This window comes from Limosilactobacillus mucosae DSM 13345 (assembly GCF_001436025.1).
In the GTDB taxonomy this organism is placed as follows: domain Bacteria; phylum Bacillota; class Bacilli; order Lactobacillales; family Lactobacillaceae; genus Limosilactobacillus; species Limosilactobacillus mucosae.
The window spans coordinates 1-23754 of record NZ_AZEQ01000012.1 but is presented as its reverse complement, the minus strand read 5'-3'; the positions used below and the strand labels follow the sequence as shown (position 1 = coordinate 23754).

Sequence of the window (23754 nt, the reverse complement as noted above, 5' to 3'; positions counted from 1 at the left end):
CTCCTATGTTCTTGACTAAATTAGCGCTGCACGAAGTATTCCTTGTACTTCTTAGGCATTAACGAAAAGGCGTAGTGCATCAGCAGCCGCTGCTTGAGCGTATCATGCTTGTCAAAGGCCGTCGTACCCCAGTTGCCTGATTCAAGCATCTGCTTGGCACGCTCCTTATCTGGGCCTTCCTTAGCGTACTTGTAGAAGACTTTCTTAGGAACGCTCAGCCACAGCTTGTTACCGTCTGCATAATCGGTATGGTCATATGGACGATGGTAGATGGCATCATCAACCACATACTTAGCCAGATTGTAGCCGTTTAAAGTGCAGTAGTAGCTGCTGCGGCCCTGACGCAGATTGATCTCAAAAATCTTGAATTTGCCATCGCGCCGGTCGTACTTCATGTCAAAATCCGCAAACCCGACGTAATTGATTTCTTCCAAGAACTTTTGAATCGTTTGGTAGATTTCCATGTTCTTTTCTGGAATGATCACCATATAGTTGCCGACTGCCACTGGCGATGGATCTTCCAGTAGGGGATGACCAAGGCAGATCATGCGTACCTTGTGATCTTGACCAACATAGGCATTTACCACGCGCATGTTGGAATCATCGCCGGGAATGAAGTCCTGGGCGATCAGCTTTCCGGTATAGCCGGCTTGAGCAATTTCAGGCAGCAGCTTATCAAACTGAGCCCGCGTGTCCAAGACATAGGCCTTTTTACGATCAGCAAAATGAATGTCCAGCCAGGCGATACTGTCGGAAGGCTTCAAGGCAATCGGAAAATCAAATGGCAGCTCAATTTCTTTTGGCTTCGTAAATTCAGCCGCTTCAATCAGCTTGGTCTTTGGATAAGGCAGGCCATACTTTTCCGCAGCAGCGTAAAAAGTTTCTTTGGTCCCCAGTTTTTGGAACATGTCATAGTCAACATATGGGCAGACAAACCATTGCTTCAGCTCGTCTAAGTGCTTGGCGATCAGTTCCGTGTAGCCATCCCCACAGGACAGCAGCAGGTATTTTTTATCCGGCTTTAAGTTCTTGGCAATCTCACGCATTGATTTGATAAAGCCTGGATCTTCGTTAAAGCCTTCAATTACATGCACATCAGCCAGCTTGGTGTAGCGAGTTGGCGCCATGTGCGTAACTCCATAGGCAATGCTTTTGATTCCATAGGCTTCATAAAAAGAACGTGCCATGCCATAGCAGTTAAAGTCCGTTCCCAGCAGAATTGGCTGGAAATCAATTTGATCATTCACTTTAAAATCATCCTCATATTTTCCTAGTGATACTGTCAACGGCGATTATAAAAAACGCCCTCTGAAACCTTAATGATAATCCAAACCCAAGGCACCTTCAAGATATTCTCTAATCCTTAAGCTTAGCTAAACGTCCTTGACGCAGATAAACGCTCAAAATCGCCAGGTCAGCTGGATTGACCCCACTGATCCGCGATGCCTGCGCCAAAGTTTCAGGCCGAATCTTCTCCAGCTTCTGACGGCCTTCAGTAGCCAGTCCATCAATTGCCGAATAGTCCAGGTCAGCCGGGATCTTCTTGGCTTCCATGCGCTTCAGCCGTTCAACCTTGACCTCTTCTTTTTTAATGTAGCCCTCGTACTTCAATTGAATCTCAACCTGTTCGATTACTTCTCGACTGAGCGGTTCATCTGGATCAGGAATCAGGTTCATCAGCGTCTGGTAGTCAACATATGGCCGTTTTAAGAAATCGGCAGCCGCGATGGCATCTTTCAAAGGATTGTCGCCGTGAGCCTCAATCAGATTGTTGGCTGCCTCATTGGTTGGCTTGATGCGAATCTTCTTGAGTCGAGCAATCTCAGCTTCAACCAAGGCCTTTTTATGTTCCATTCTTGCCAGGCGCTCATCAGAAACCAGACCGATTGCGTGGCCTTTTTCCATCAAGCGCAGGTCGGCATTGTCATGACGCAGGATCAGCCGGTATTCGGCACGACTGGTCAACAGCCGATATGGTTCCTTGGTTCCCTTGGTTACCAAATCATCGATCATTACGCCAATGTAAGCATCAGAGCGCTTCAGCACGAACGGCCCCTTGCCTTGAGCACGCAGCCCGGCATTGATGCCCGCAATCAGCCCTTGACCAGCTGCCTCTTCATAACCCGACGTGCCGTTGGTCTGACCAGCCGTAAACAGATTCTTGATCAGCTTGGTTTCCAGAGTTGGATGCAGCTGATATGGCGCAACCACGTCATACTCGATTGCATAGCCTGGCCGCATCAGCTTGGCATTTTCCAGTCCTTTTACGGAATGCAGCATCTTTTCTTGAATTTCTTCAGGCATCGAGGTCGACATACCGTCCACGTACCATTCGTCAGTATCGCGGCCTTCTGGTTCCAAGAAGACCTGGTGGCGATCCTTATCGGCAAACCGCACGATCTTGTCTTCAATTGAAGGACAGTAGCGCGGACCAACCCCTTCAATCACCCCGGTAAACATTGGCGCCCGGTCAAGGTTGTCGCGAATGATCTGATGCGTGGTTGGGTTGGTGTAGGTCAGCCAGCAGGAAATCTGATCAGTGACTGCGATATATTGACTGTCCGGCGTATCAAAACTGAAATGATGCGGTTTTTCGTCACCTGGCTGCTCCTCGGTAACCGAATAGTCGATCGTATTGCCGTTGATGCGTGGTGGCGTTCCGGTCTTAAACCGCTGCAGGTCAAAGCCCAGCTCTTCCAGATTCTCAGACAGCTTAGTGGCTGACTGCGTATTGTTTGGACCAGATTCATACATCAGCTCGCCAATGATGATCTTGCCGCGGGCCGCGGTTCCCGTTGCCAATACCACGGCCTTGGCAAAATAGCGGGCCCCGGTATTGGTAATGACTCCTTTGCAGACGCCATCTTCAACCACCAGCTGATCAACGGTAGCCTGCCGCAGCGTCAGATTAGGCGTTTCTTCCATCGTCTGCTTCATGGCTCGGTGATAGGCGTGCTTGTCAGCCTGAGCCCGCAACGCACGGACGGCTGGACCTTTCCCCGTGTTGAGCATCCGCATCTGAACATAGGTCTTGTCGATATTACGGCCCATTTCACCGCCTAAGGCATCAATCTCGCGAACTACGATTCCCTTAGCCGGTCCCCCCACTGATGGATTGCATGGCATAAAGGCAACCATTTCCAGACTGATCGTCAAAAGCAGCGTCTTGTTGCCCATGCGTGCTGCCGCCAATGCCGCTTCTGATCCCGCATGACCAGCTCCAACGATGATTACGTCAAAGCTGCCGGCATCAAACGGCTTACCTTGTGAAATCTGCATTTTTCTCTCCTTTACTTTCCTAGACAGAACTGACTGAACAATTGATCCAACAATTCGTCTTGATAGCTGTCGCCGGTAATCTCGCCCAACAGCTCCCAGCACCGCGTCATGTCGATCTGGACCAAGTCGACCGGCATTCCAGCTGCAATCCCGCTCAAAACGTCATTCAAGGCGTCATTGGCTTGATGAAGCAGTCCAATGTGCCGGGCGTTGGTAACCATAACGGTATTTTGCGAGCTTTCGATTCCTTCATCAAAGAACATATGGCTGATCGTACGGCCTAATTCTTCCATTCCTTCATGCTCAACGATCGAGGTCTTGATGACGCGATCGCCGGCCGTCAGCTGACGCAGTTCGTTTAGATCGATTCGGTTCGGCAGGTCGGTTTTGTTTAAGATGACGATGCGTGGCTTGCCAGCCGTCAGCTTAATCAGTTCTCGATCCTCATCAGTCAATGCATTGGAGCTGTCAATCAAGAGCAGTACCAGGTCAGCCGTATCGATTGCCTGGCGACTGCGCTCAACGCCGATTTTCTCGACCGTATCCTCAGTATGGCGAATCCCAGCCGTGTCAATCAGCTTTAAGGGCACGCCTTCTACGTTGACGTATTCCTCAATCACGTCACGCGTGGTTCCGGCCACGTTGGTTACGATTGCCTTGTCCTCATGCAGAAGCGTGTTGAGCAGGCTGGACTTGCCGACGTTTGGCCGCCCAATGATTGCCGTTGCCAGACCATCTCTTAATACCTTGCCCTGTTTGGCGGTTTTTAAAAGTGCCTGAATACGCTGCTGAACCTCTTGGGCTTTTTCTTTCAGCATCTTGGTCGTCATTTCTTCAACCGCGTCATATTCTGGGTAGTCAATGTTGACCTCAACCTGCGCCAAGACATCCAGAATATCCTTGCGCAGAGCCTTGATCAAGCGAGACAGATCGCCGTCCAGCTGATTTAGAGCCACCTTCATTGATTTGTCGGTTTTGGCGCGGATCAGATCCATCACGGCCTCAGACTGTGAAAGATCCAGCCGACCGTTTAAAAAGGCCCGTTTGGTAAACTCGCCCGGTTCAGCCAGTCGCGCCCCATGACTAAGCGTCAGCTGCAGAATCCGATTGGTAGCCAGCAGTCCGCCATGGCAGTTGATTTCAACAACGTCTTCTCTGGTGTAGGTATGAGGTGCCCGCATGATTGAAACCATGACCTCATCAACTTCCGCACCACTGTCGGGATCAACGATATGCCCATAGTTAATGGTATTGGTTGCCACCTTTGCCAGATCCTTGCTGCCGTGGTACAGCTTTTTGGCAACGGCAACGGCCTCCTCGCCGCTGATTCGAATGATTGAGATGCCCCCTTCGCCAACTGGGGTCGAGATGGCTGCAATTGTATCAAATTCTGAATTTGCCATTTTCTGCTCCTTTCCGCCGCAATAAAAAAAGTGCCGAGTCCACGCTCTCCCCACTTTGGGATCAACATGGTCAAAGCACTTTCACTACTCTAACTAACGGTAAATTCAATTAACATCGCTATTTTAGTTTTTCAGCGTTTGGTTGTCAATCAATTAATTCTTTGGTGCTACCACGACGCTGCGATACGGATCGCGACCATGTGAATAGGTCTTGACCCGCGGATTGTCTTCCAAGACGTGGTGCAGATATTTGCGTTCGCGAGCCGGCATTGGGTCCAAGAAGACGGCCTGCCCGGTAGCAATTACCTCGGTGACGCAGCGAGCAGCCAGTTTTTCCAATGACTGCTGCCGTTTCTGACGGTAATTCGACGTATCCAGGATCAGCCCTGGATCATCGACGTCATGATAGCTTAAAAAGGCCGTTCCTAGCTGTTCCAAGGCATTGATCCGTCGCCCATGAAAGCCGATGACTCGTCCCGAATTATTGGCCTGCAGATCAATGACCAATTCATGAGTCCGCAGTTTGACGATTTTAGGCTTGGCCGTTACCCCAAGCGCTGCCAGCACGTCTTTCAGATAGCCGCAAAGTGCCTGGGCCGCTTGATTCATCTTCTGCACGTTGGCTTGATGACGACGCTCCATTTCCAAGGCATCTGGCTCATTTGAATCATCGGCTGCCGGCTTGACGTTTTGTTTTTTGTCTGTCGGCTTGGCGGTTTTGACCACGACCGTTTTTTTAGCTGGCCGGGACTTAGCGGCCGGCTTTTTTTCGATTGGCTTTTGCGGCTGCACCGGCCGTTTTAATTTAGCCTGAATTTTGGCGTTCCGACGGCCAAACCCAAGAAAGCCGTGCCGCGGCTGCTCTAGAACCTGAATGTCTAATTGATCACGATCGGCTTTAAAGGCAGCTGATGCGGCTGCGATTGCTTCATCAATTGTCTGCGCCTCAAAAGTTTCCATAAAGCTCCCCCTCAATCATTAATCATTATCAAAAAAGAGCGGTCAAGCCGCCCTCGTTGCTCAATTATTTCCGCTTGCTACGGTAGGCCTTGCGCTTAGCCTTGGCAATCTTGTTGCGGTGACGACGTTCAGCAGCCTGTTTTTCTTCACGTTCGCGACGAATCTTGAACGGATTTTGGAAGATCAGTACCTGCAGAACCTGGAAAGCGTTGGATACTACCCAGTAAAGCGTAATTGCCGAACTAAAGCCCAATGCCATGAAAAAGACCATGATTGGCATAAACCAGGTCATTGATCTGGTCATGGCATTTTGTTCCGGCATTGAGGCCATCGACAGCCAGGAACTGATAAACGTAAACAGGGCCGCCAAAATCGGCAGCACGTAGTATGGATCATTGTGACCCAGCTGCAGCCATAAGAAGCTCCCACTGCGCAAAACATGCGTCCGCCAGATGGCTTGATACAATGCCCACATAACTGGCAGCTGAACCAGCAGCGGCAGCATCGAGGCAAACGGGTGCACGCCAGCATCCTTATAAAGCTTTTGTTGAGCTGCCTGCATCTTTTCCAGTGATTCACGATCGCGTCCAGGATACTTCTTTTGAATCTCCTTAAGCTGCGGCGTTAATTCCTGCATCTTGACCGACATCTTGGTCTGGTACACCATCAATGGCAGAATGATAATCCGCACGATAATCGTAAAGATGATGATCCCCATTCCATAGCCGCCAAAATTGTTGGACAGCCAGATTATGAACCGTGAGCAGTTATAGATGATGTAATGATCCCAAAAGCCGGTACTGTGGCTGGTAATTGGTGAATTGGAACAAGCAGCCAAAAAGACTGCCAGACTCATAATCCCCGCCAGGCTTAGGATTTTCTTGTGTCCTTTTCTCAAAGTGCGATCCTCTCTTAATCTTCTTTTAACAGATGGGCCAATTTCAGTGCATGAACCAGATTCTTTTTAACTTCTGCCATTTCCAAGCCATCAGCAGCTGGCCGCGCAATAATCAGGAAGTCAACGTCAGGCTTGATTGCCGGCTTAACCTCCAGCAGCGTTTGGCGGATCCGCCGCTTCAGCCAGTTGCGGTGTACGGCATTACCGATTTTCTTGCCGACTGAGATGCCGACCCGAAAATGCTTCTGACCTGGTTTTTGCATTTGATAGATGATAAATTTTCGATTGGCTACGGAATCATGAGTTTCAAAGACCCGCTGAAATTCACTTTCCTTTTTTACTCGGTATGACTTTCGCATGTTCGCTCCAACCTTTAAAAATGCAAAAAGGACTGAGGCACAACCGCACGTAATGCAGTGGATGAATGCCCCGGCCCCTTTTAGAAAAAAAGCCACTAATTAAATAGTGGCCGATTTTATGCAGATAATACTTTGCGGCCCTTTTGACGACGACGAGCCAATACCTTACGGCCGTTGCTCGTGCTCATACGCTTGCGGAAGCCGTGAACGCGTGCGCGGTGACGCTTCTTTGGTTGAAATGTGCGCTTCATTGAGTGCACCTCCTCGCTTGTATTTATTATTTTATTTACAGTCCAAAAAGACAATCTCTTCAAACATACTTTTGAAGTATAACACATCCTACGCCAAGAATAAATGATTATCTTGCGTTATTTTAGCGTTTTTTACTGCTCAAAAGCGGCCAGTTATCCCCAGTTTTTTCCACAAGTACCTAAATAAAACTGGGGACTTTTTTATTTATCCACAAAGTTATCCAAAGCAAAAAGAGTTCCCCACAGGTTGTGGAAAAAGTTATCAACAGCTCTGTGGATAATTATGAAAACATGATTATTTCGCTTTTAGTCCGCTAAAGTTATCCACAAATTGCCGGTGATTAACTTAATTTTTCCTTTCTTTTTTCCACAAATCCACAGCCTTGTGGAAAACTTATCAACATGTCTGTGGATTTTGTTAATAGTTTTTACACAGCCTTGTGGAAAACTACCAGACAATGCTAAAATATTCTTTGGATTTTTAATTAGCATGAGGAGGAATTTACTTGATTGAGCTAAACTCGCTCTGGGAATCGGTTCAAAAAGAGTTTCGCAAGACCACTGGCAGCGTAACCTACAACAACCTGATTGCACCAGCCAAAGCAATTTCTCTCGAAAACAATCAGCTGACCATTGAGCTGCCAACCAAATCTCACCGGGACTTTTGGCAAAACGAGATGACGGCTAAGCTCAAGGACCTGCTGTTCAACGAAACCCTGGTTCACATTGAGCCACGTTACACGCTTGAGAGAGAGCTCATGACTCCATCTTCGCCAGCCGGTGGAATCATGACCAAACAGACACCCTTAAATCCAGAATATACATTTGAAGCTTTCGTTGAAGGTCGCAGCAATCAGATGGCCTATGCTTCCGCCTATGCTGCCTCTGAACAGCCTGGCGGACTTTATAATCCACTCTTGATCTATGGCGGTGTCGGCCTTGGCAAGACTCATTTGATGCAGGCCATTGCCAACAACATGCTGCGGCATAATCCCAACGCCAAAATCAAATACGTTACCAGCGAAACCTTCACCAATGACTACATCAATTCGATTAAAAACAACAACCAAGAACAGTTCCGGCGCGAGTATCGTGACCTGGACGCTTTGTTGGTCGATGATGTCCAGTTCTTTTCCAATAAGGAAGGCACCCAGCTGGAATTTTTCAATACTTTCAATTCACTGCATGACAACAACAAGCAGATCGTTTTGACCGCTGACCGAAATCCCAAGCAGATCCCCGATTTGACTGATCGGCTGGTCTCACGCTTTGTCTGGGGAGTTCCAGTCGAGATTACCTCGCCAGATCTAGAAACACGGACCGCCATTTTGCGCAGCAAGGCCGAAGAAGAGCAGATCAACGTTCCCAATGACGTTTTAAGCTTTATTGCCAGCAAGGTTGACACCAACGTCCGTGAGTTGGAAAGCGCGCTGCTGAGAGTTCGCGTAGCCGCCCAGCTTCATCACGCGCCCATCACGATTGAACTGGCCAATGAAACGCTCAAGGGAATGGAATCTGCCGATGAGGCGGTAATCTCGATTGACTTGATTCAAAAAAAGGTTGCGGCTTATTATAATATCCGCCAGTCTGATATCGTGGGAAAAAAACGCGTCAAGCAAATCGTCTTTCCGCGCCAGATTGCCATGTATCTTGCCCGAGAGCTGACCGAAAGCTCACTGCCTAAGATTGGCAAGGAATTTGGCGGCAAGGATCATACCACGGTTCTCCATGCCATCGATAAGATTGAAAAACAGCTGGCCGAGGATGATAATTTACAAGACGACATCCGCAACCTTAGAATGGAGCTGCAGCCTTGATTGTGGAAAACTAAAAAGTTATCCCCAAGATATCCACAGCTTTTCCACAGTTATGAAAACTTATAGCTATTGGGTCCAGGCCATTTTTCCACATTATCCACAGGTCCTATTACTACTACTAAACTTATATAATATATATAAAGCAACAAGGAGAGATTCATTTATGAAATTCACCATTAATCGCCCAGCATTCATTAATCAGCTTAACAACGTCTTAAGAGCAATCTCATCTAAAACCACGATTCCAATTCTGACTGGTCTGAAAATGGTTGTAACTGATCATAGCGTCATTTTGACTGGCAGTGATGCTGACATTACGATCGAATCAACTCTGGATGCCAGTGACAGCAGCTATGGCCTGTCAATTGAAGAACCGGGGGCAATCGTTTTGCCGGCTCGTTTCTTTAATGAAGTGATCAAAAAGCTGCCAGACAAGCAGGCAACGATTGAGGTCTTTAATGGTCTGCAGGTGCGGATTACCTCAGGGACGGCTGAATTTACGATCAACGGTCAGGATGCCAACAATTATCCACACCTGCCAGAAGTCGAAAGTGAAAATACGGTTGAACTGGCTTCTGACATGCTGCGTGAAGTTATTGACCAGACACGGATTGCCGTTTCTAAACAAGAAAGTCGGCCAATTTTGACTGGGATTCACGTAACTTTAAATAATGGGATCTTAACGGCAGTGGCTACCGACAGTCACCGTTTGGCACAACGCAAGGTTGAGTTGCCAGAAACGGCTGATCGTGATTTTGACATCGTTTTGCCAGGGGCCTCAATGACGGAACTGGCTAAAATGATTGCCGATGAAAAAGATGGCGTTAAGATGCAGATTACCGAAAATCAAGCCCTGTTTATTTTTGGCAATACGCATTTTTACTCGCGCTTGCTGGAAGGCAACTATCCAGAAACCAGCCGCTTGATTCCAGAATCATCCGATACACGTTTGGAGATCACGGCCAGCGATCTGTTGGCTTCGATCGAACGGGCATCGCTGCTGTCTCACGAAAGTCGCAATAATGTCGTTAAGCTGAGCGTCAACCCAGAAAACAAGATTGCGACGGTTTCAGGCACGTCAGCTGATGTTGGTAACGTTGAAGAAGAAATCAATGCTGACCAGATCGTAGGCAACCCCTTGGAAATCTCGTTCAACCCTGACTATATGCGTGATGCCTTAAAGTCATTTGGTCAAACCAAGATTCTGATTTCATTTACGACGGCGCTGCGGCCATTTACCCTGGTACCAACTGAAGAAAAAGCCAATTTTGTTCAGCTGATTACACCGGTTCGGACTTACTGATTCAAATAAAACTGTTGAAAAAGCATCCACTTATCCACAGTGGATGCTTTTTTATTGTGGAAAAGTGATTAAATTAGCGGAATTTGGTGGATAAATCATTCACTAGTTTAAGATAGCGCTTAAATCACTGAAATTTGCCTTCTGAGCAAAGATAACCTGTTTTAGATAAAAATGATTAATTGGGATAAGATTTGCTGATACGGCCTAAAAATGCCCTTTAATTTGTTTTTGCGTCTTATAAAAGCTATAATAGAACAGCAAGCATAAAGTAGGTGAAAAGTATGCAAAATTCAAAAAAAGTCGCAATCAGCAGTGAATTCATTACGCTTGGCCAGCTGCTGAAAGAAGAAGGCATTATTCCCACTGGAGGAGCTGCCAAGTGGTTTTTGCGTGAACATGAAGTCAAAGTCAACGGCGAATCAGAGGCTCGTCGGGGTCGCAAGCTGCGGGTTGGCGATCAAATCGAGATCAGCGGTATTGAAAACGTTGAGATCGTAGCTGAATAATCAATGTATCTTTCGGAAATCGAGCTGCGGAATTTTAGAAATTATGAGGACCGTCAAGTTGAGTTTTCCCCAGGCATCAATGTCTTTATTGGGGAAAACGCCCAAGGCAAGACCAATCTGCTGGAGGCCATCTATGTCTTGGCAATGACGCGCAGCCACCGAACCGCTAACGATCGTGAGCTGATCAACTGGCAGGCTAAAGAAGCCATGGTTAAGGGCACGGTTATCAAGCAGACGGGACGGATACCGTTGGAAGTGCTGTTGGGTACGCGTGGCAAACGAGTCAAGGTTAATCATCTTTTCCAATCGCGGCTGTCGACTTATATCGGCAATCTAAACGTAGTCTTATTTGCTCCAGAAGACCTGGCACTGGTTAAAGGAGCCCCTCAGGAACGGCGTCAGTTTATGGATACGGAGTTCAGTCAGATGAGCAGCCGCTATCTGTATGCTATCAGTCAGTTTAGAGGTCTTTTAAAGCAGCGCAATGAATATTTGAAACAGTTGAAGTATGGCAGCCAGGTCGATCAGGTATTGTTGGAGGTCTTGTCCGATCAGCTGGCAGAAAGCGGCGCGGCAGTAACGGCAATGCGCTTTAAGCTGCTTAAGCGGTTAGAGACATGGTCGGCTCAGCTGCATGAGCATATTTCCCAACAAAAAGAAGTCTTAAAGCTGAAATATATTTCCCAGGTTATGATTGATGAAGAAACGGCTGAAAATGAAATTGCCGAGCAGCTGCAGAAGCTGTATCACGAGCATCAGTCGCAAGAGATCAAGCTGGGGACGACGCTTTATGGACCACAGCGCGACGATATTCGTTTTTTGGTTAACGATCAAGACGTGCATCGCTTTGGCTCCCAAGGACAGCAGCGGACAACGGCATTAGCGGTCAAGCTGGCAGAAATCGATCTGATGAATGAACAGACCGGCGAGTACCCATTGCTGCTGCTGGATGACGTCTTGTCCGAACTTGATGATGATCGCCAGACCCATCTGCTGACTGCCATTCAGGATAAGGTTCAGACGTTTTTGACAACGACCAGCTTAAGCGGCGTAGCACGACAATTGATCAATCGCCCAACGATTTTTCAGATTGCCCATGGAACGATTGACAAGGAGGATAAAAAGTGAGCGATAAAGAACTTGAAGCAGAAAAGAAAGCGGAACTGGCCAGTGAGTACGATGCCAGCCAGATTCAAGTCTTAAAAGGGCTGGAAGCAGTCCGGAAGCGCCCTGGGATGTACATTGGCTCCACCAGTGCTCAAGGGCTGCATCACCTGGTCTGGGAAATCGTCGACAATGGTATTGACGAAGCCTTGGCCGGTTTTTGTGATGAGATCAATGTCGTTGTTGAACCAGACAACAGCATTACGGTAACCGACAACGGACGGGGGATCCCGATCGATATTCAAAAAGAAACCGGCAAACCGGCACTGGAAACGGTCTTTACCGTTCTGCATGCCGGTGGTAAATTTGGCAGCGGCGGCTACAAGGTTTCTGGTGGTCTGCACGGGGTTGGGGCCTCAGTCGTCAACGCGCTGTCAACCGAGCTGGATGTCTACGTAACGCGGCAAGGCAAGGAATACTATATGGACTTTGACCATGGCCACGTTAAGACGCCGATGAAAGTCGTTAAAGAAGGCGTCTCGGAATTAAAGCACGGCACCCGGGTTCACTTTAAGCCAGATCCAGAAATCTTCCGTGAAACGACGGTCTACAACATCAAGACGCTGACGGATCGAATTCGTGAATTATCTTTTTTGAACAAGGGCCTAAAGATCACGATTGAGGACAAGCGAGAAGAAAAGCCAACCCGGCAAGAGTTCCATTATGAAGGCGGGATTCGGCACTACGTTGAATTCTTAAATGAAGGCCAAGAAGTCCTGTTTGATCCGCCAATCTATGTGGAAGGCGAGGATAAGGGCATCACGGTTGAGGTTTCCCTGCAGTATACGACGGGATACCGCAGCACGCTGATGACTTTTACCAACAACATTCACACTTATGAAGGCGGAACGCACGAAACCGGCTTTAAAACCGCTTTGACGCGCGTTATCAATGACTATGGCCGAAAGAGCGGTCAGCTGAAGGGGAATACGACGCTTTCCGGTGATGATGTGCGTGAAGGATTGACGGCAGTCGTTTCAATCAAGCACCCTGATCCACAGTTTGAAGGACAGACCAAGACCAAGTTGGGCAACTCGGATGCACGGACGGCAACCGACCACATCTTCAGCGAGATGTTTGCGCGCTTTTTGATGGAAAATCCGGACACAGCGCACAAGATCGTTGAAAAGGGAATGCTGGCTTCCAAAGCGCGGGTAGCCGCCAAACGGGCTCGTGAAGTTACGCGTAAGAAGAGCGGCTTGGAAATTTCAAGATTACCCGGGAAATTAGCCGACAACACCAGCAAGGATCCAGAAATTTCAGAATTGTTCATCGTCGAGGGTGACTCGGCCGGTGGTAGTGCCAAGCAGGGCCGTTCCCGCTTGACGCAGGCGATTCTGCCAATTCGTGGTAAGATCCTCAACGTTGAAAAAGCTGGGATGGACCGCATTCTGGCCAATGATGAGATTCGTTCGCTGTTTACTGCTCTAGGGACTGGTTTTGGCGGTGATTTTGACATTACCAAGGCTAACTACCACAAGCTGATCATCATGACCGATGCCGATGTGGACGGTGCGCACATTCGGACGCTGCTTCTGACGCTTTTCTATCGCTATATGAAGCCAATGATCACCAATGGCTATGTCTATATTGCACAGCCGCCACTGTATCAAGTTCGGCAGGGCAAATTCGTCAAGTACGTCGAATCAGACGAAGAGCTGCAAAACGTCTTGAACACGCTGCAGCCAAGCCCTAAGCCAGTAATTCAACGCTACAAAGGGCTGGGTGAAATGGATGCTGAACAGCTCTGGGAAACGACGATGGATCCAGAAAAACGCCATCTGCTGCGAGTTGACCTGGATGACGCTGCTGAAGCGGAAAAGATCTTCCCAATGCTGATGGGAACTAAAGTCGGTCCGCGGCGCGAGTTTATTGAAGAAAATGCCAAGTTTGTCGAGAACTTGGACCTGTAAAATCAGCTAAGGAGGAAAAAACGTGGCAGATCAAGATATGCCAGGGCGCATTACCGATGTCAATCTGACTGGATTGATGAAAAATTCATTTTTGGATTATGCAATGAGCGTCATCGTTGCCCGGGCCCTTCCAGACGTTAGAGATGGGCTGAAACCAGTTCAGCGGCGAATCCTTTATGGGATGAATGAACTGGGCGTGACGCCAGACAAGCCATATAAAAAATCCGCACGTATCGTTGGTGACGTTATGGGTAAGTTTCACCCCCATGGCGATTCCTCGATCTATGAAGGCTTAGTGCGGATGGCGCAGGACTTCAGCTATCGCTACATGCTGGTTGACGGCCATGGTAACTTTGGCTCGGTTGATGGCGACGGGGCAGCCGCCATGCGTTATACCGAGGCCAGAATGAGCAAGATTGCCGTTGAGATGCTGCGTGACATCAATAAGAATACGGTTGACTTTCAAGACAACTATGATGGCAGCGAAAAGGAGCCAACCGTTTTGCCGGCTCGGTTCCCTAATCTTTTGGTCAATGGTGCCTCTGGGATTGCTGTCGGGATGGCAACCAATATTCCCACGCATAACTTAGGCGAGGTAATTGACGCCATTCATCTGCTGATGCAGAATCCGGATGCTACGACTGAAGAGTTGATGAAGGTGCTGCCGGGACCTGATTTTCCAACAGGCGGCGTAGTCATGGGCAAGTCTGGAATCCGTAAGGCCTATGAAACGGGACGTGGAACGATTATTGTCCGCGCCAAGGTTGACATTGAAGAGGCCAAGAATGGTCGTCAGCGTATCGTCGTTCATGAGATTCCTTACATGGTCAACAAGGCACGCTTGATTGAGCGAATTGCCGAATTGGCTCGTGAAAAAGAAATCGAGGGGATTACCGATATCAATGACGAAACCGACCGTGAAGGGATGCGGATCGTGATTGACGTTCGGCGTGATGCCAGTGCTGAGGTCATCTTAAACAATCTGTACAAGATGACGCTGATGCAGACGACTTTCAATTTCAATATGCTGGCCATCGTCAACGGAGCGCCGAAAGTCTTAAGCCTCAAGCAGATTCTGCAGCACTACCTTGAACATCAGATCAACGTGGTTCGGCGGCGGACGGAATTTGACCTGAAAAAAGCGCAGAGTCGCGATCATATCGTGCAGGGACTTTTGATTGCCCTTGATCATATTGACGAGATCATTAAAATCATTCGCGAGGCACAGACCAGCGAGATTGCCAAGGAGCAGCTGATTGACCGCTATACGCTGGATGATCGTCAGGCTCAGGCGATTTTGGACATGCGGCTGGTGCGGCTGACCGGACTTGAACGCGAAAAGATCGAAAACGAGCATCAAAAGCTTACCGAGGCAATTGCCGACTACCAAGACATCTTGGCGCATGAAGAACGCATCAATCAGATCATTTACGATGAACTGTTAGAGATTCAGCGCAAGTTTGGCGATCCACGTCGGACTGAGCTGCAGGTCGGCGATATTACCGATATTGAAGACGAGGATCTGATCGAAGAAGAAGATATCGTCGTCACGCTGACTCATAATGGCTACATCAAGCGGCTGCCGGTTGACGAATTCAAGTCGCAAAATCGTGGTGGTCGCGGCGTTAAAGGAATGGGCGTACACAAAGATGACTTTATCGAGCATCTGATCTCCAGTTCCACGCATGATATTCTGCTGTTCTTTACCAATTCAGGCAAGGTCTTCTCTATGAAGGGCTACGAGGTTCCAGAGTATGGCCGTTCAGCTCAGGGAATTCCAATCATCAACCTGCTTGGCATCGACAATCACGAAAAGATTACCGCGGTGATCAACGTTTCGAACGCTGCCGATGATACCGACAAGTTCCTGTTCTTTGTTACTAAGCAGGGGACGGTCAAGAAGACGCCAGTTGATGACTTCCGTAATATTCGCAGCAATGGTCTGAAGGCAATCCAGCTGCATGATGGCGATGAGCTGATTCACGTCAACATTATTGATGGTCAGCAGAACATGATCTTGGGGACGCGGCTTGGCTATGCAGTCAGCTTCAATGCTGAAGACGTTCGTTCGATGGGTCGCTCGGCTGCCGGTGTACGGGGAGCCAAGCTGCGGGAAGGCGACTGTGTTATCGGCGCCGCACCGCTTGATTCGGACAGCAATGTTTTCGTAATCAGCGAGAATGGCTTTGGTAAGCAGACGCCAGCTGCTGAATACCCAATTAAGGGTCGTGGCGGTAAAGGAATCAAGACCGTCAACGTAACGGCAAAGAATGGTCCATTGGCTGGTTTGACGACGGTCAAGGGCGATGAGGACATCATGCTGGTAACCGATAAAGGCGTGATCATTCGTTTTGGCATCGAGACCGTTTCACAGACTGGTCGTGCCGCCGTGGGAGTGCACCTGATTCGAATGGATGATGATTCCAAGGTAGCTACGATGGCTAAAGTGGCCAAGGAAGATCAGACGGATCAAGATGATGCTTTACCTGCTGAAGAAGATTCCGCAGCATCTGAAACAGAAAACAACTAAGATAAAATGCAAAAGCTGAATTACGGCATATAGTTTAATCAGAGGGCCGCAATTCAGCTTTTTTGATTAGATGATTGAATCGCTTGTAATTGATTTTTATTTATGCTAATATCTTTGTCTGTGAGTATACGTAAAGACGTCTGCTCTCCTTGCTCTTATTAATCTTAAAAATAAGAGCCAGAGTCCATAAGGAGGTGTAACATTCATGGAAACACGCAAATATGAAATTACTTACATCATTCGTCCAGACATCGAAGAATCTGCTAAGAGCGAACTGGTAGCTCGCTTCGACAAGATTCTGGCGGACAATGGTGCCAACATCATCGATTCAAAGGATTGGTCAACGCGTCGGTTTGCCTACCCAATCGCTAAGTACACTGAAGGTACTTACCACGTAGTCAACCTGACTGCTGACAGTGACGAAGCTCTGAACGAATTTGACCGTCTGGCTAAGTTCAGTGACGACATTCTGCGTCACATGATTGTTAAGCGCGAAGCCTAAGTCGCGTTGCAATCCAAATTGAATAAGTTTTAGAGAGGAGTACGAGGTCCATGCTTAATCGCGTCGTATTAACCGGTCGTCTGACAAGAGATGCTGAATTGCGCTACACTCAAGGCGGCACATCAGTGGCCTCCTTCACGCTGGCCGTTGATCGTCAGTTTCGGAATGCTCAAGGTGAGCGTGATGCCGACTTTATCAACTGTGTTATCTGGCGAAAGCCAGCCGAAAATTTTGCCAACTTCACCCACAAAGGTGCCTTGGTAGGAATTGACGGTTCTTTACGGACACGCAGCTACGAAAACAATCAAGGCCAGCGCGTCTACGTAACGGAAGTACAGGTTGATAACTTTGCATTGCTGGAACCGCGTCGCAATGGCGGTCAGCCATACAGTGGCGGTCGTTCTCAGTCAAACTTTGGCAATGGTCAAGGCAACTGGAACAACAATCAGTCACAGTATAATGGCGGTGGCTATCAGCAAGGCTTTGACAACGGTCGTGCTTCTCAACCAATGGGAAATTCATCATTTGGCAATCAAGGCGGATTCAACAATCCCTTTGAAAATGCACCAATGCCTGGTCAAGAAACACCAGTCCACAATGATTTCCCATTCGGCAATGAAGATTCTCAGCCAGCTGCGCCATCAAACAATGATGCCGCTACGTTTGATCTAAACGACAGCGTTCTGCCAACCAATGGCCAGCCTGCCGCTGATTCAACGAATGCCAGTGCAGCACCAAAGTCAAATGACACTAAGTCTGCTGACAGCACGGCTGAAGATGATTTGCCATTTTAATTTAAAACCAAATACATGATTTAAGGAGGGTAATTTCATGGCTCAACAACGTCGTGGCGGTCGTCGTCGTCGCAAGGTCGACTTTATCGCCGCTAACCACATTGAATACATTGACTACAAAGACACTGATTTGCTGAAGCGTTTCATCTCTGAACGGGGCAAGATTTTGCCACGTCGAGTAACGGGTACCAGCGCCAAGAACCAACGTCGTCTGACGGTCGCTATCAAGCGTGCACGGATCATGGGTTTGCTGCCATTCGTTGCTGAAGACTAATTCAGCTGATAATTTAAAACATGATGGCCAGTGTCATCATGTTTTTTTTTGCCTTTATTCAAACAATGGTGAAAAACGTGAACGGTGAGTTGCCGAACCGATTGTGATAAGATAGGAATATCTAGATTGTCGTTATAGGAGAAAAATATGGGTAATTTCTTTCGACATAACAATTGGAATTTTTTAATTAAGAATCACGCAGTTCGCTGGAATTTCTGCTATCTGGCTTTGATGACGATTGTCTGTCTGATGCTGGCTTTTAAAACCAGCTGGATTCTAGGAACGGTATTATTGGCAATTGCCTTTGTGGGGATCTGGATCAGTGCTCATCAGCTGCGTCGTCTGGTAGTTGACACTGAAGAATATATCAATAATCTGACATATCAGGTTCAACGAGGCCAGCAAGAGGCGCTTTTAGAGATGCCAATTGGAATGGTGATGCTGAACCATCGTGGCATCGTCAGCTGGATCAATCCATATATGGCGCGTTATTTTCAGTTTGAGCACGTTGTCGGCAAGCCATTGACGCAGACTGATGATGAATTGGCTAAATTGATTGATGAGCATCGTCATGATAAAGGACCAGCAGTCGTTTCGTGGCGCGATCATCGATTTGAGTTTTTAGTGCAAGACCGTTATCATGTCTGTTACCTGCTGGATGTTACCAAATATGAGCAGATCAGCGAGCGTTATCAGCATGAGCAGATTTTCCTGGGAAATATCTATTTGGACAACTACATTGAACTGACTCAAGGAATGAACGATTCGGCCGTCTCCAACCTGCATAATTACGTTACTTCGGAATTGAGTCACTGGGCAAAGGATAATCATCTGCTGCTGCGCGTGATCAATGAAGACAACTATTTTGTAATCGGTCATTATCAATCGCTGGTTGAACTGGAAAAGCAGAAGTTTAAGATTTTAGACGTTATTCGCGAAAACACCTCCAAGCAGAATTCGCCAGTAACGCTCAGTGTAGGGATCGCGTATGGCCAAAGTGATTTGATCAAACTGGCCGACATGGCGCAGCGCAACCTTGACCTGGCACTGGGTCGTGGTGGCGATCAGGTCGTGGTCAGAGAAGAAGATCACCGGGCCCGTTTCTATGGTGGCCGTACCAATCCAATGGAAAAGCGTACTCGCGTCAGAGCTCGGATGATCAGTCAGGCACTGCAGGAATTGATGACCCAGGCCGATCAAGTCTTTGTAATGGGGCATTCCAACCCAGATATGGATTCTTTGGGGGCCTGTCTGGGGATCAGAAGAATTGCTGAAATGAATGGTCACGAGTGCTGGATCGTTTTGGACAAAGAGAAGGTTCATAGCGATATTGCTCGTTTGATGATGGAGATCAATGACTATCAAAGCATTCGCGATCGGATCATTACTCCAGATGAAGCAATCAATAAGGCAACCGACAGCAGTCTTTTGGTAATGGTCGATCATTCCAAGCCAAGCATGTCGATTTCGCCACAGCTTTATGAGCGCTTGGCGGACCGCACGATCATTATCGATCACCACCGCCGCGGCGAGGAATTCCCTGAAAATCCGCTTTTAGTCTACATTGAACCTTATGCCAGCTCGACTTGTGAACTGATTACGGAAATGTTTGAGTATCAGCCGCGGGAAAGCGAGTCGCTAAATAAGCTGGAAGCCACTGCCATGCTGACGGGGATTCAAATTGATACCAAATCGTTTACGCAGCAGGCTGGGACCAGGACGTTCGAGGCTGCCAGCTATCTGCGCTCAGCGGGGGCAGATGGGCTGATGATTCAATATTTCATGAAAGAAAACGTCCATAGCTTTATGGAAAGAAATCACTTGATTGCTACCGTTGAGTTTTTGAATAATGATAAAATGGCGTTATGTGCCGGTGAGGATGATCGTACCTATGATCCAGTCATTGTTGCGCAGGCAGCCGACACCTTATTGCAGATGGATGGGGTCGATGCCTCATTCGTTGTTGCCAAGCGTGCTAACGATAAGGTCGGGATCTCGGCTCGATCGATGGGCAACATCAACGTTCAGATCATTATGGAGAAGATGGGCGGCGGCGGTCATCTGGCTAATGCTGCAACTCAGATTGCCGGTAAAACCGTCAGTGAGGTAAAAGCTGAGCTGATCAGGCTGCTGACGACTGGTGATCAGTCAGAAGATGAAACAGAAAAGGAGTACTAAACTATGAAGGTTATCTTTATTAAAGACGTACGTGGCCGTGGCAAGCGCGGTGAGTTAAAAGAAGTCCCAGATGGCTACGCTCAAAACTACCTGATCAAGCGCGGCCTGGCCAAGGAAGCTACCAAAGCTGCCATGAGCGAATTAAAGGGGCAGCAGCGGGCCGCTCAAAAGCATGAGGCTGAAGAACTCGCTGAAGCCAAGCGGTTAAAGGAAGTACTGGAAAGCGAAGACACGGTAGTTGAGCTGAGTGCCAAAGCCGGTACTGATGGCCGCATCTTTGGCTCCGTTTCTTCTAAGCAGATTGCCAAGGCTTTAGAGGATCAATTCAACCTAAAGATCGACAAGCGCAAGATCGAATTGCCGGCACCAATCAAGGCAACTGGCTTTGTCCACGTGCCGATCAAACTGCATCATGACGTTGAAGCAACCATTGACGTGCATGTGGCTGCTAAATAAATGAAAGGCCGTCAATAAATGGACAATGCCAGTTTAAGTTCAACGCGTACCGCACCGCGCGATCTGGCCGCGGAAAAAGCCGTTTTGGGTGCGGCCTTTTTGTCAAAGGGCGCGATTGAAGAGGCAATGGAGTTTGTTTCCTCCAATGACTTTTATCAGCGCGCGCATCAGATCGTTTTTGCGGCGATGGTTAAGCTTAACGATCAGGAAAAGCCGATCGATGTCTTGACGATGCAGTCTGAGCTGCAAAGCGAGCATCAATTAGATAACATTGGCGGCACTGAGTATTTGGCGGAGCTGGCTGGCTCGGTGCCAACCGCGGCTAATGTCGGCTACTATGCCAAAATCGTTCACGATAAGGCAACGGCCAGACGTCTGATTGATGTGGCAACGGAAATCGTTCAAAAAAGCTATGACGGTCAAGAAAACGTCAATGAACTGTTGGATGAAGCCGAAACCTCGATTCTGCGCGTTTCTGAATCAAGCAATCGGGCCGGCTTTCAGCGCATTGATACTGTTTTAAACGATTCGATCAATCATGTCTATGAGCTTTCCAAAAACGAAAGCGATGTGACGGGCTTGCCGACTGGTTATCCGCAATTGGATGAAATGACAACGGGGCTGCATGATGATGAGCTGGTAATTATTGCTGCTCGTCCAGCCATGGGTAAGACTGCTTTTGCGCTTAACATCGCACAAAACGTAGCAACCAGCTCCGATGCAACGGTAGCGATCTTCAGTCTGGAAATGGGTGCTGAATCGCTGGTCAACCGGATGCTTTGTGCACAGGGAAACATCAATGCCAATCATTTAAGAACCGGTCAGCTGAATCAGGATGAATGGAACAACTTTATGGTTGCCTCAAGTGTCTTGGCGCAGGCCAACATCTACATTGACGATACGCCGGGCATCAAGGTTCCGGAAATTCGCGCCAAGTGTCGGCGGCTGGCTAAGGAAAACGGCAATCTGGGTCTGATTGTGATCGACTATCTGCAACTGATTGAAGGAAGCAACCCGGAAAATCGGCAGCAGGAAGTCTCTGAGATCTCGCGGCAGCTAAAGAAGCTTGCCAAGGAGCTCAGCGTGCCGGTAATTGCTCTTTCGCAGCTCTCGCGTGGCGTTGAGCAGCGTCAGGACAAGCGGCCGGTGCTTTCTGATATTCGTGAGTCAGGATCGATCGAACAGGATGCCGATATCGTCAGCTTTTTGTATCGAGCCGACTACTATGAACGAGAAGGCGCCGATGATGATGACGAAAAAGAAGAGAAAACCTTTAATGATCCCGATCAAAGCCTTAGCGAAGTCGAGATCATTATTGAAAAAAACCGGAGCGGCCCGCGGGGAACCGTCAAGCTGCTCTTTAACAAAGCCTATAACAAGTTCGCGGCGGTTGACTATCAACACACCGAACCGGCTTAAATGACAAGCAGCAGTTGAGTGATCAGCAGCTGCTTGTTTGTTGTCTTGCAGCAAATTCGCACTAAAATTAAGAGAGGATTATTGAGAAGGAAAGGAGCAGATAAATGAAAAAAACCGGCTTTAAACTGCAGTGGCTGCTTTTGGGATCTTTTTTGGGGAGTATCGGCAACAGTTTTGTCTGGCCGTTGACAACGATCTATATTCACGATCAGCTGCATCAATCGCTGACCGTTTCAGGGGTCGTATTGCTTTTTTATTCTGGCGCCAATGTTGTGGGCAGCTATATCGCAGGATTGCTGTTTGACCAAAAGAATCCGCGTCATTTAATGATTGGCGGCCTGATTTTGGCGATGATTTCGATGGCGGTCTTGATCTTTAGCAATGGCTGGCCGATCTATCCGGTAATGCTGACGATTATCGGCTTTTTTAATGGCTGGATCATTACGATGGTCAACTCATTTGGTACCCGTGTCCGCAGTCATGATGGCCGCTTCGTCTTTAACATGCTGTATTTTGCCAACAACTTGGGCATGGTTTTAGGAACTACGATTGTCGGACCGCTTTATCAATTGGCACATAACAGCGTGTCGCCTTTATTTGCCATTACGGTGGTCATGTATGCCTTTTTCCTGCTGGTCGTAGTTATGTTTTTCCAGATCACGCCGATCAAGCCGCGGCAGCATCATACGGTCGATGTCGATTTCGGCCCGCACCAAGGCAAGCTACCAGCTGCTAACGCGCAGATCATCTGGACGCTTTTTATCTCATTTGCCATCATCTGGATCATGTATGGACAATGGTCAAGCAACATGTCGGTTTACATGACGGATATGGGGATTTCAATGACGCTGTACAGTATGCTGTGGACGATCAATGGAATTTTGATCGTTTTGTTCCAGGCCGTGATCAGCTGGCTGACCAAAAAAATTACCAACGACTATTATTTTGTCTATTTTGGTATTCTGACGTGCGGTCTGTCGTTTGTTCTGCTCCTGTTTGCCAAAAGCTATGGGATGTTTGTTTTGGCAATGGTTGTTCTGACTTTGGGCGAGGCAACCGCCTTTCCGACGATTCCCGCAATCATCAACCTTTTGTCGCCGGTTGACGATAAGGGAAAGTATCAAGGAATGCTGAACGCCTTTGCTTCGACTGGCAAGGCAATTGGACCGTTGTTTGGCGGTTTGATCATTGAAAGATTTTCATATCGGCCATTATTTGTTATTTGTGCGGTTTCGATTTTGGTAGTTGAGGCCGTAGTCATTGCAGTGGTAATGGCTCGCCAGCATGCTACCGAACAGTTCTGATAATTCAAGGTGAGATTATGTTTTACAATAACTTTGATCAGGTTTATGGTGAGGATCGTGGGGGAATGGTTGGCAAGGTTGGTGATCCCTTTCGCGAAGATTGTAGTTTAAAGATCGCCTGCAGCAAGTGTCATCAAAAGCCGCTGGTAATTGCCGAGCGCAACTGGGAAGCAACCAATCCGGATCATTCACAGCGCTATCAGATCATAGTGGCCTGCGCCAACTGCGGCTTTGTGGATGAGTTTGAGGTCAACGCCGGCCAGGAAAATAAAATCAGTCGGCTTAAACATGCCAAGGTTGTTCCGACCACAGCAGATTTAGCAGATTAAACAAAAAAGATCGCGTCACCTAAAACGCGATCTTTTTTTGATGGGTGGATTTGGGTAACAAAAAAGCCACCGACTAACAGCCGATGGCGACATGATGGGCAGTCAGGGGATCGAA

General features: G+C 48.0%; 20 protein-coding genes and 1 pseudogene. 14 read left to right on the top strand and 7 right to left on the bottom strand.

Translation table 11 applies throughout. The features are described from left to right. Window positions 1–20: 20 nt before the first annotated feature. From FC47_RS06365 to rpmH, 7 genes are all read right to left on the bottom strand, one after another. Window positions 21–1247 carry a carboxylate--amine ligase gene (locus FC47_RS06365; protein WP_006500867.1) on the bottom strand — a complete coding sequence of 409 codons (1227 nt, stop codon included), beginning with the start codon at window positions 1245–1247 and terminating at the stop codon, window positions 21–23. Between the two features lie 109 nt (window positions 1248–1356). Beyond that, entirely contained in the window at window positions 1357–3279 is a 1923-nt protein-coding gene (gene mnmG / locus FC47_RS06360) for a tRNA uridine-5-carboxymethylaminomethyl(34) synthesis enzyme MnmG (RefSeq protein ID WP_056968426.1), read from the bottom strand. A gap of 11 nt (window positions 3280–3290) precedes the next feature. After that, a complete protein-coding gene (mnmE, locus tag FC47_RS06355; protein ID WP_056968425.1) occupies window positions 3291–4682 on the bottom strand; it encodes a tRNA uridine-5-carboxymethylaminomethyl(34) synthesis GTPase MnmE in 1392 nt (463 codons plus the stop codon). Window positions 4683–4835: 153 nt separating this feature from the next. Beyond that, window positions 4836–5642 carry an RNA-binding cell elongation regulator Jag/EloR gene (jag, locus tag FC47_RS06350; RefSeq protein ID WP_056968424.1) on the bottom strand — a complete coding sequence of 269 codons (807 nt, stop codon included), beginning with the start codon at window positions 5640–5642 and terminating at the stop codon, window positions 4836–4838. A gap of 64 nt (window positions 5643–5706) precedes the next feature. Then, entirely contained in the window at window positions 5707–6540 is an 834-nt protein-coding gene (locus tag FC47_RS06345) for a YidC/Oxa1 family membrane protein insertase (protein ID WP_039946161.1), read from the bottom strand. 14 nt (window positions 6541–6554) lie between these two features. Further along, window positions 6555–6899, bottom strand: a complete 345-nt coding sequence (gene rnpA, locus FC47_RS06340) for a ribonuclease P protein component (protein WP_006500872.1) — start codon at window positions 6897–6899, stop codon at window positions 6555–6557. A 116-nt stretch (window positions 6900–7015) separates the two neighbouring features. Then, window positions 7016–7150: a 50S ribosomal protein L34 gene (gene rpmH, locus FC47_RS06335; RefSeq protein ID WP_003665227.1), complete on the bottom strand. Its 135-nt coding sequence runs from the start codon at window positions 7148–7150 to the stop codon at window positions 7016–7018. A 506-nt stretch (window positions 7151–7656) separates the two neighbouring features. Here rpmH and dnaA point away from each other — a divergent pair. From dnaA to FC47_RS06265, 14 genes and pseudogenes are all read left to right on the top strand, one after another. After that, window positions 7657–8967, top strand: a complete 1311-nt coding sequence (dnaA, locus tag FC47_RS06330; RefSeq protein WP_006500873.1) for a chromosomal replication initiator protein DnaA — start codon at window positions 7657–7659, stop codon at window positions 8965–8967. A 163-nt stretch (window positions 8968–9130) separates the two neighbouring features. Continuing rightward, window positions 9131–10270, top strand: a complete 1140-nt coding sequence (gene dnaN / locus FC47_RS06325; RefSeq protein ID WP_006500874.1) for a DNA polymerase III subunit beta — start codon at window positions 9131–9133, stop codon at window positions 10268–10270. A 281-nt stretch (window positions 10271–10551) separates the two neighbouring features. Continuing rightward, complete coding sequence (gene yaaA, locus FC47_RS06320) at window positions 10552–10776, top strand: S4 domain-containing protein YaaA (RefSeq protein ID WP_006500875.1); 225 nt, start codon at window positions 10552–10554, stop codon at window positions 10774–10776. A gap of 3 nt (window positions 10777–10779) precedes the next feature. Continuing rightward, window positions 10780–11904 (top strand): DNA replication/repair protein RecF, encoded by a 1125-nt coding sequence (gene recF, locus FC47_RS06315; protein ID WP_056968423.1) that lies wholly within the window; start codon window positions 10780–10782, stop codon window positions 11902–11904. Further along, complete coding sequence (gyrB, locus tag FC47_RS06310; RefSeq protein WP_056968422.1) at window positions 11901–13853, top strand: DNA topoisomerase (ATP-hydrolyzing) subunit B; 1953 nt, start codon at window positions 11901–11903, stop codon at window positions 13851–13853. The genes recF and gyrB overlap by 4 nt, the downstream gene beginning before the upstream one ends. A gap of 22 nt (window positions 13854–13875) precedes the next feature. Beyond that, a complete protein-coding gene (gene gyrA, locus FC47_RS06305) occupies window positions 13876–16383 on the top strand; it encodes a DNA gyrase subunit A (RefSeq protein ID WP_056968421.1) in 2508 nt (835 codons plus the stop codon). A 205-nt stretch (window positions 16384–16588) separates the two neighbouring features. After that, a complete protein-coding gene (gene rpsF, locus FC47_RS06300; protein WP_048345664.1) occupies window positions 16589–16885 on the top strand; it encodes a 30S ribosomal protein S6 in 297 nt (98 codons plus the stop codon). Window positions 16886–16935: 50 nt separating this feature from the next. Continuing rightward, window positions 16936–17577, top strand: a pseudogene (gene ssb / locus FC47_RS10440) (single-stranded DNA-binding protein); the annotation flags it as partial. 139 nt (window positions 17578–17716) lie between these two features. Beyond that, window positions 17717–17953 (top strand): 30S ribosomal protein S18, encoded by a 237-nt coding sequence (gene rpsR / locus FC47_RS06290; protein WP_006500881.1) that lies wholly within the window; start codon window positions 17717–17719, stop codon window positions 17951–17953. A gap of 147 nt (window positions 17954–18100) precedes the next feature. Next, window positions 18101–20131, top strand: coding sequence for a DHH family phosphoesterase (locus FC47_RS06285; protein WP_056968420.1), 2031 nt, complete (start codon window positions 18101–18103; stop codon window positions 20129–20131). 3 nt (window positions 20132–20134) lie between these two features. Beyond that, a complete protein-coding gene (rplI, locus tag FC47_RS06280; protein ID WP_006500883.1) occupies window positions 20135–20587 on the top strand; it encodes a 50S ribosomal protein L9 in 453 nt (150 codons plus the stop codon). Window positions 20588–20605: 18 nt separating this feature from the next. After that, the gene (gene dnaB / locus FC47_RS06275) at window positions 20606–22006 is read left to right on the top strand and encodes a replicative DNA helicase (RefSeq protein ID WP_006500884.1); all 1401 of its coding nucleotides are present in this window, start codon (window positions 20606–20608) and stop codon (window positions 22004–22006) included. A gap of 104 nt (window positions 22007–22110) precedes the next feature. Continuing rightward, window positions 22111–23310, top strand: coding sequence for an MDR family MFS transporter (locus FC47_RS06270; RefSeq protein ID WP_056968419.1), 1200 nt, complete (start codon window positions 22111–22113; stop codon window positions 23308–23310). 17 nt (window positions 23311–23327) lie between these two features. Continuing rightward, a complete protein-coding gene (locus FC47_RS06265; RefSeq protein WP_056968418.1) occupies window positions 23328–23639 on the top strand; it encodes a hypothetical protein in 312 nt (103 codons plus the stop codon). Window positions 23640–23754: the final 115 nt, after the last annotated feature.

What these genes read in the sequence shown, in the direction of transcription:
- FC47_RS06285 (WP_056968420.1), top strand. Translation starts at nt 18,101, where the DNA reads ATGGGTAATTTCTTTCGACATAACAATTGGAATTTTTTAATTAAGAAT.
- dnaB (WP_006500884.1), top strand. Translation starts at nt 20,606, where the DNA reads ATGGACAATGCCAGTTTAAGTTCAACGCGTACCGCACCGCGCGATCTG.
- FC47_RS06265 (WP_056968418.1), top strand. Translation starts at nt 23,328, where the DNA reads ATGTTTTACAATAACTTTGATCAGGTTTATGGTGAGGATCGTGGGGGA.
- rpsR (WP_006500881.1), top strand. Translation starts at nt 17,717, where the DNA reads ATGGCTCAACAACGTCGTGGCGGTCGTCGTCGTCGCAAGGTCGACTTT.
- mnmE (WP_056968425.1), bottom strand. Translation starts at nt 4,682, where the DNA reads ATGGCAAATTCAGAATTTGATACAATTGCAGCCATCTCGACCCCAGTT.
- FC47_RS06270 (WP_056968419.1), top strand. Translation starts at nt 22,111, where the DNA reads ATGAAAAAAACCGGCTTTAAACTGCAGTGGCTGCTTTTGGGATCTTTT.
- rpsF (WP_048345664.1), top strand. Translation starts at nt 16,589, where the DNA reads ATGGAAACACGCAAATATGAAATTACTTACATCATTCGTCCAGACATC.
- dnaN (WP_006500874.1), top strand. Translation starts at nt 9,131, where the DNA reads ATGAAATTCACCATTAATCGCCCAGCATTCATTAATCAGCTTAACAAC.
- rpmH (WP_003665227.1), bottom strand. Translation starts at nt 7,150, where the DNA reads ATGAAGCGCACATTTCAACCAAAGAAGCGTCACCGCGCACGCGTTCAC.
- rplI (WP_006500883.1), top strand. Translation starts at nt 20,135, where the DNA reads ATGAAGGTTATCTTTATTAAAGACGTACGTGGCCGTGGCAAGCGCGGT.
- recF (WP_056968423.1), top strand. Translation starts at nt 10,780, where the DNA reads ATGTATCTTTCGGAAATCGAGCTGCGGAATTTTAGAAATTATGAGGAC.
- jag (WP_056968424.1), bottom strand. Translation starts at nt 5,642, where the DNA reads ATGGAAACTTTTGAGGCGCAGACAATTGATGAAGCAATCGCAGCCGCA.
- mnmG (WP_056968426.1), bottom strand. Translation starts at nt 3,279, where the DNA reads ATGCAGATTTCACAAGGTAAGCCGTTTGATGCCGGCAGCTTTGACGTA.
- rnpA (WP_006500872.1), bottom strand. Translation starts at nt 6,899, where the DNA reads ATGCGAAAGTCATACCGAGTAAAAAAGGAAAGTGAATTTCAGCGGGTC.
- yaaA (WP_006500875.1), top strand. Translation starts at nt 10,552, where the DNA reads ATGCAAAATTCAAAAAAAGTCGCAATCAGCAGTGAATTCATTACGCTT.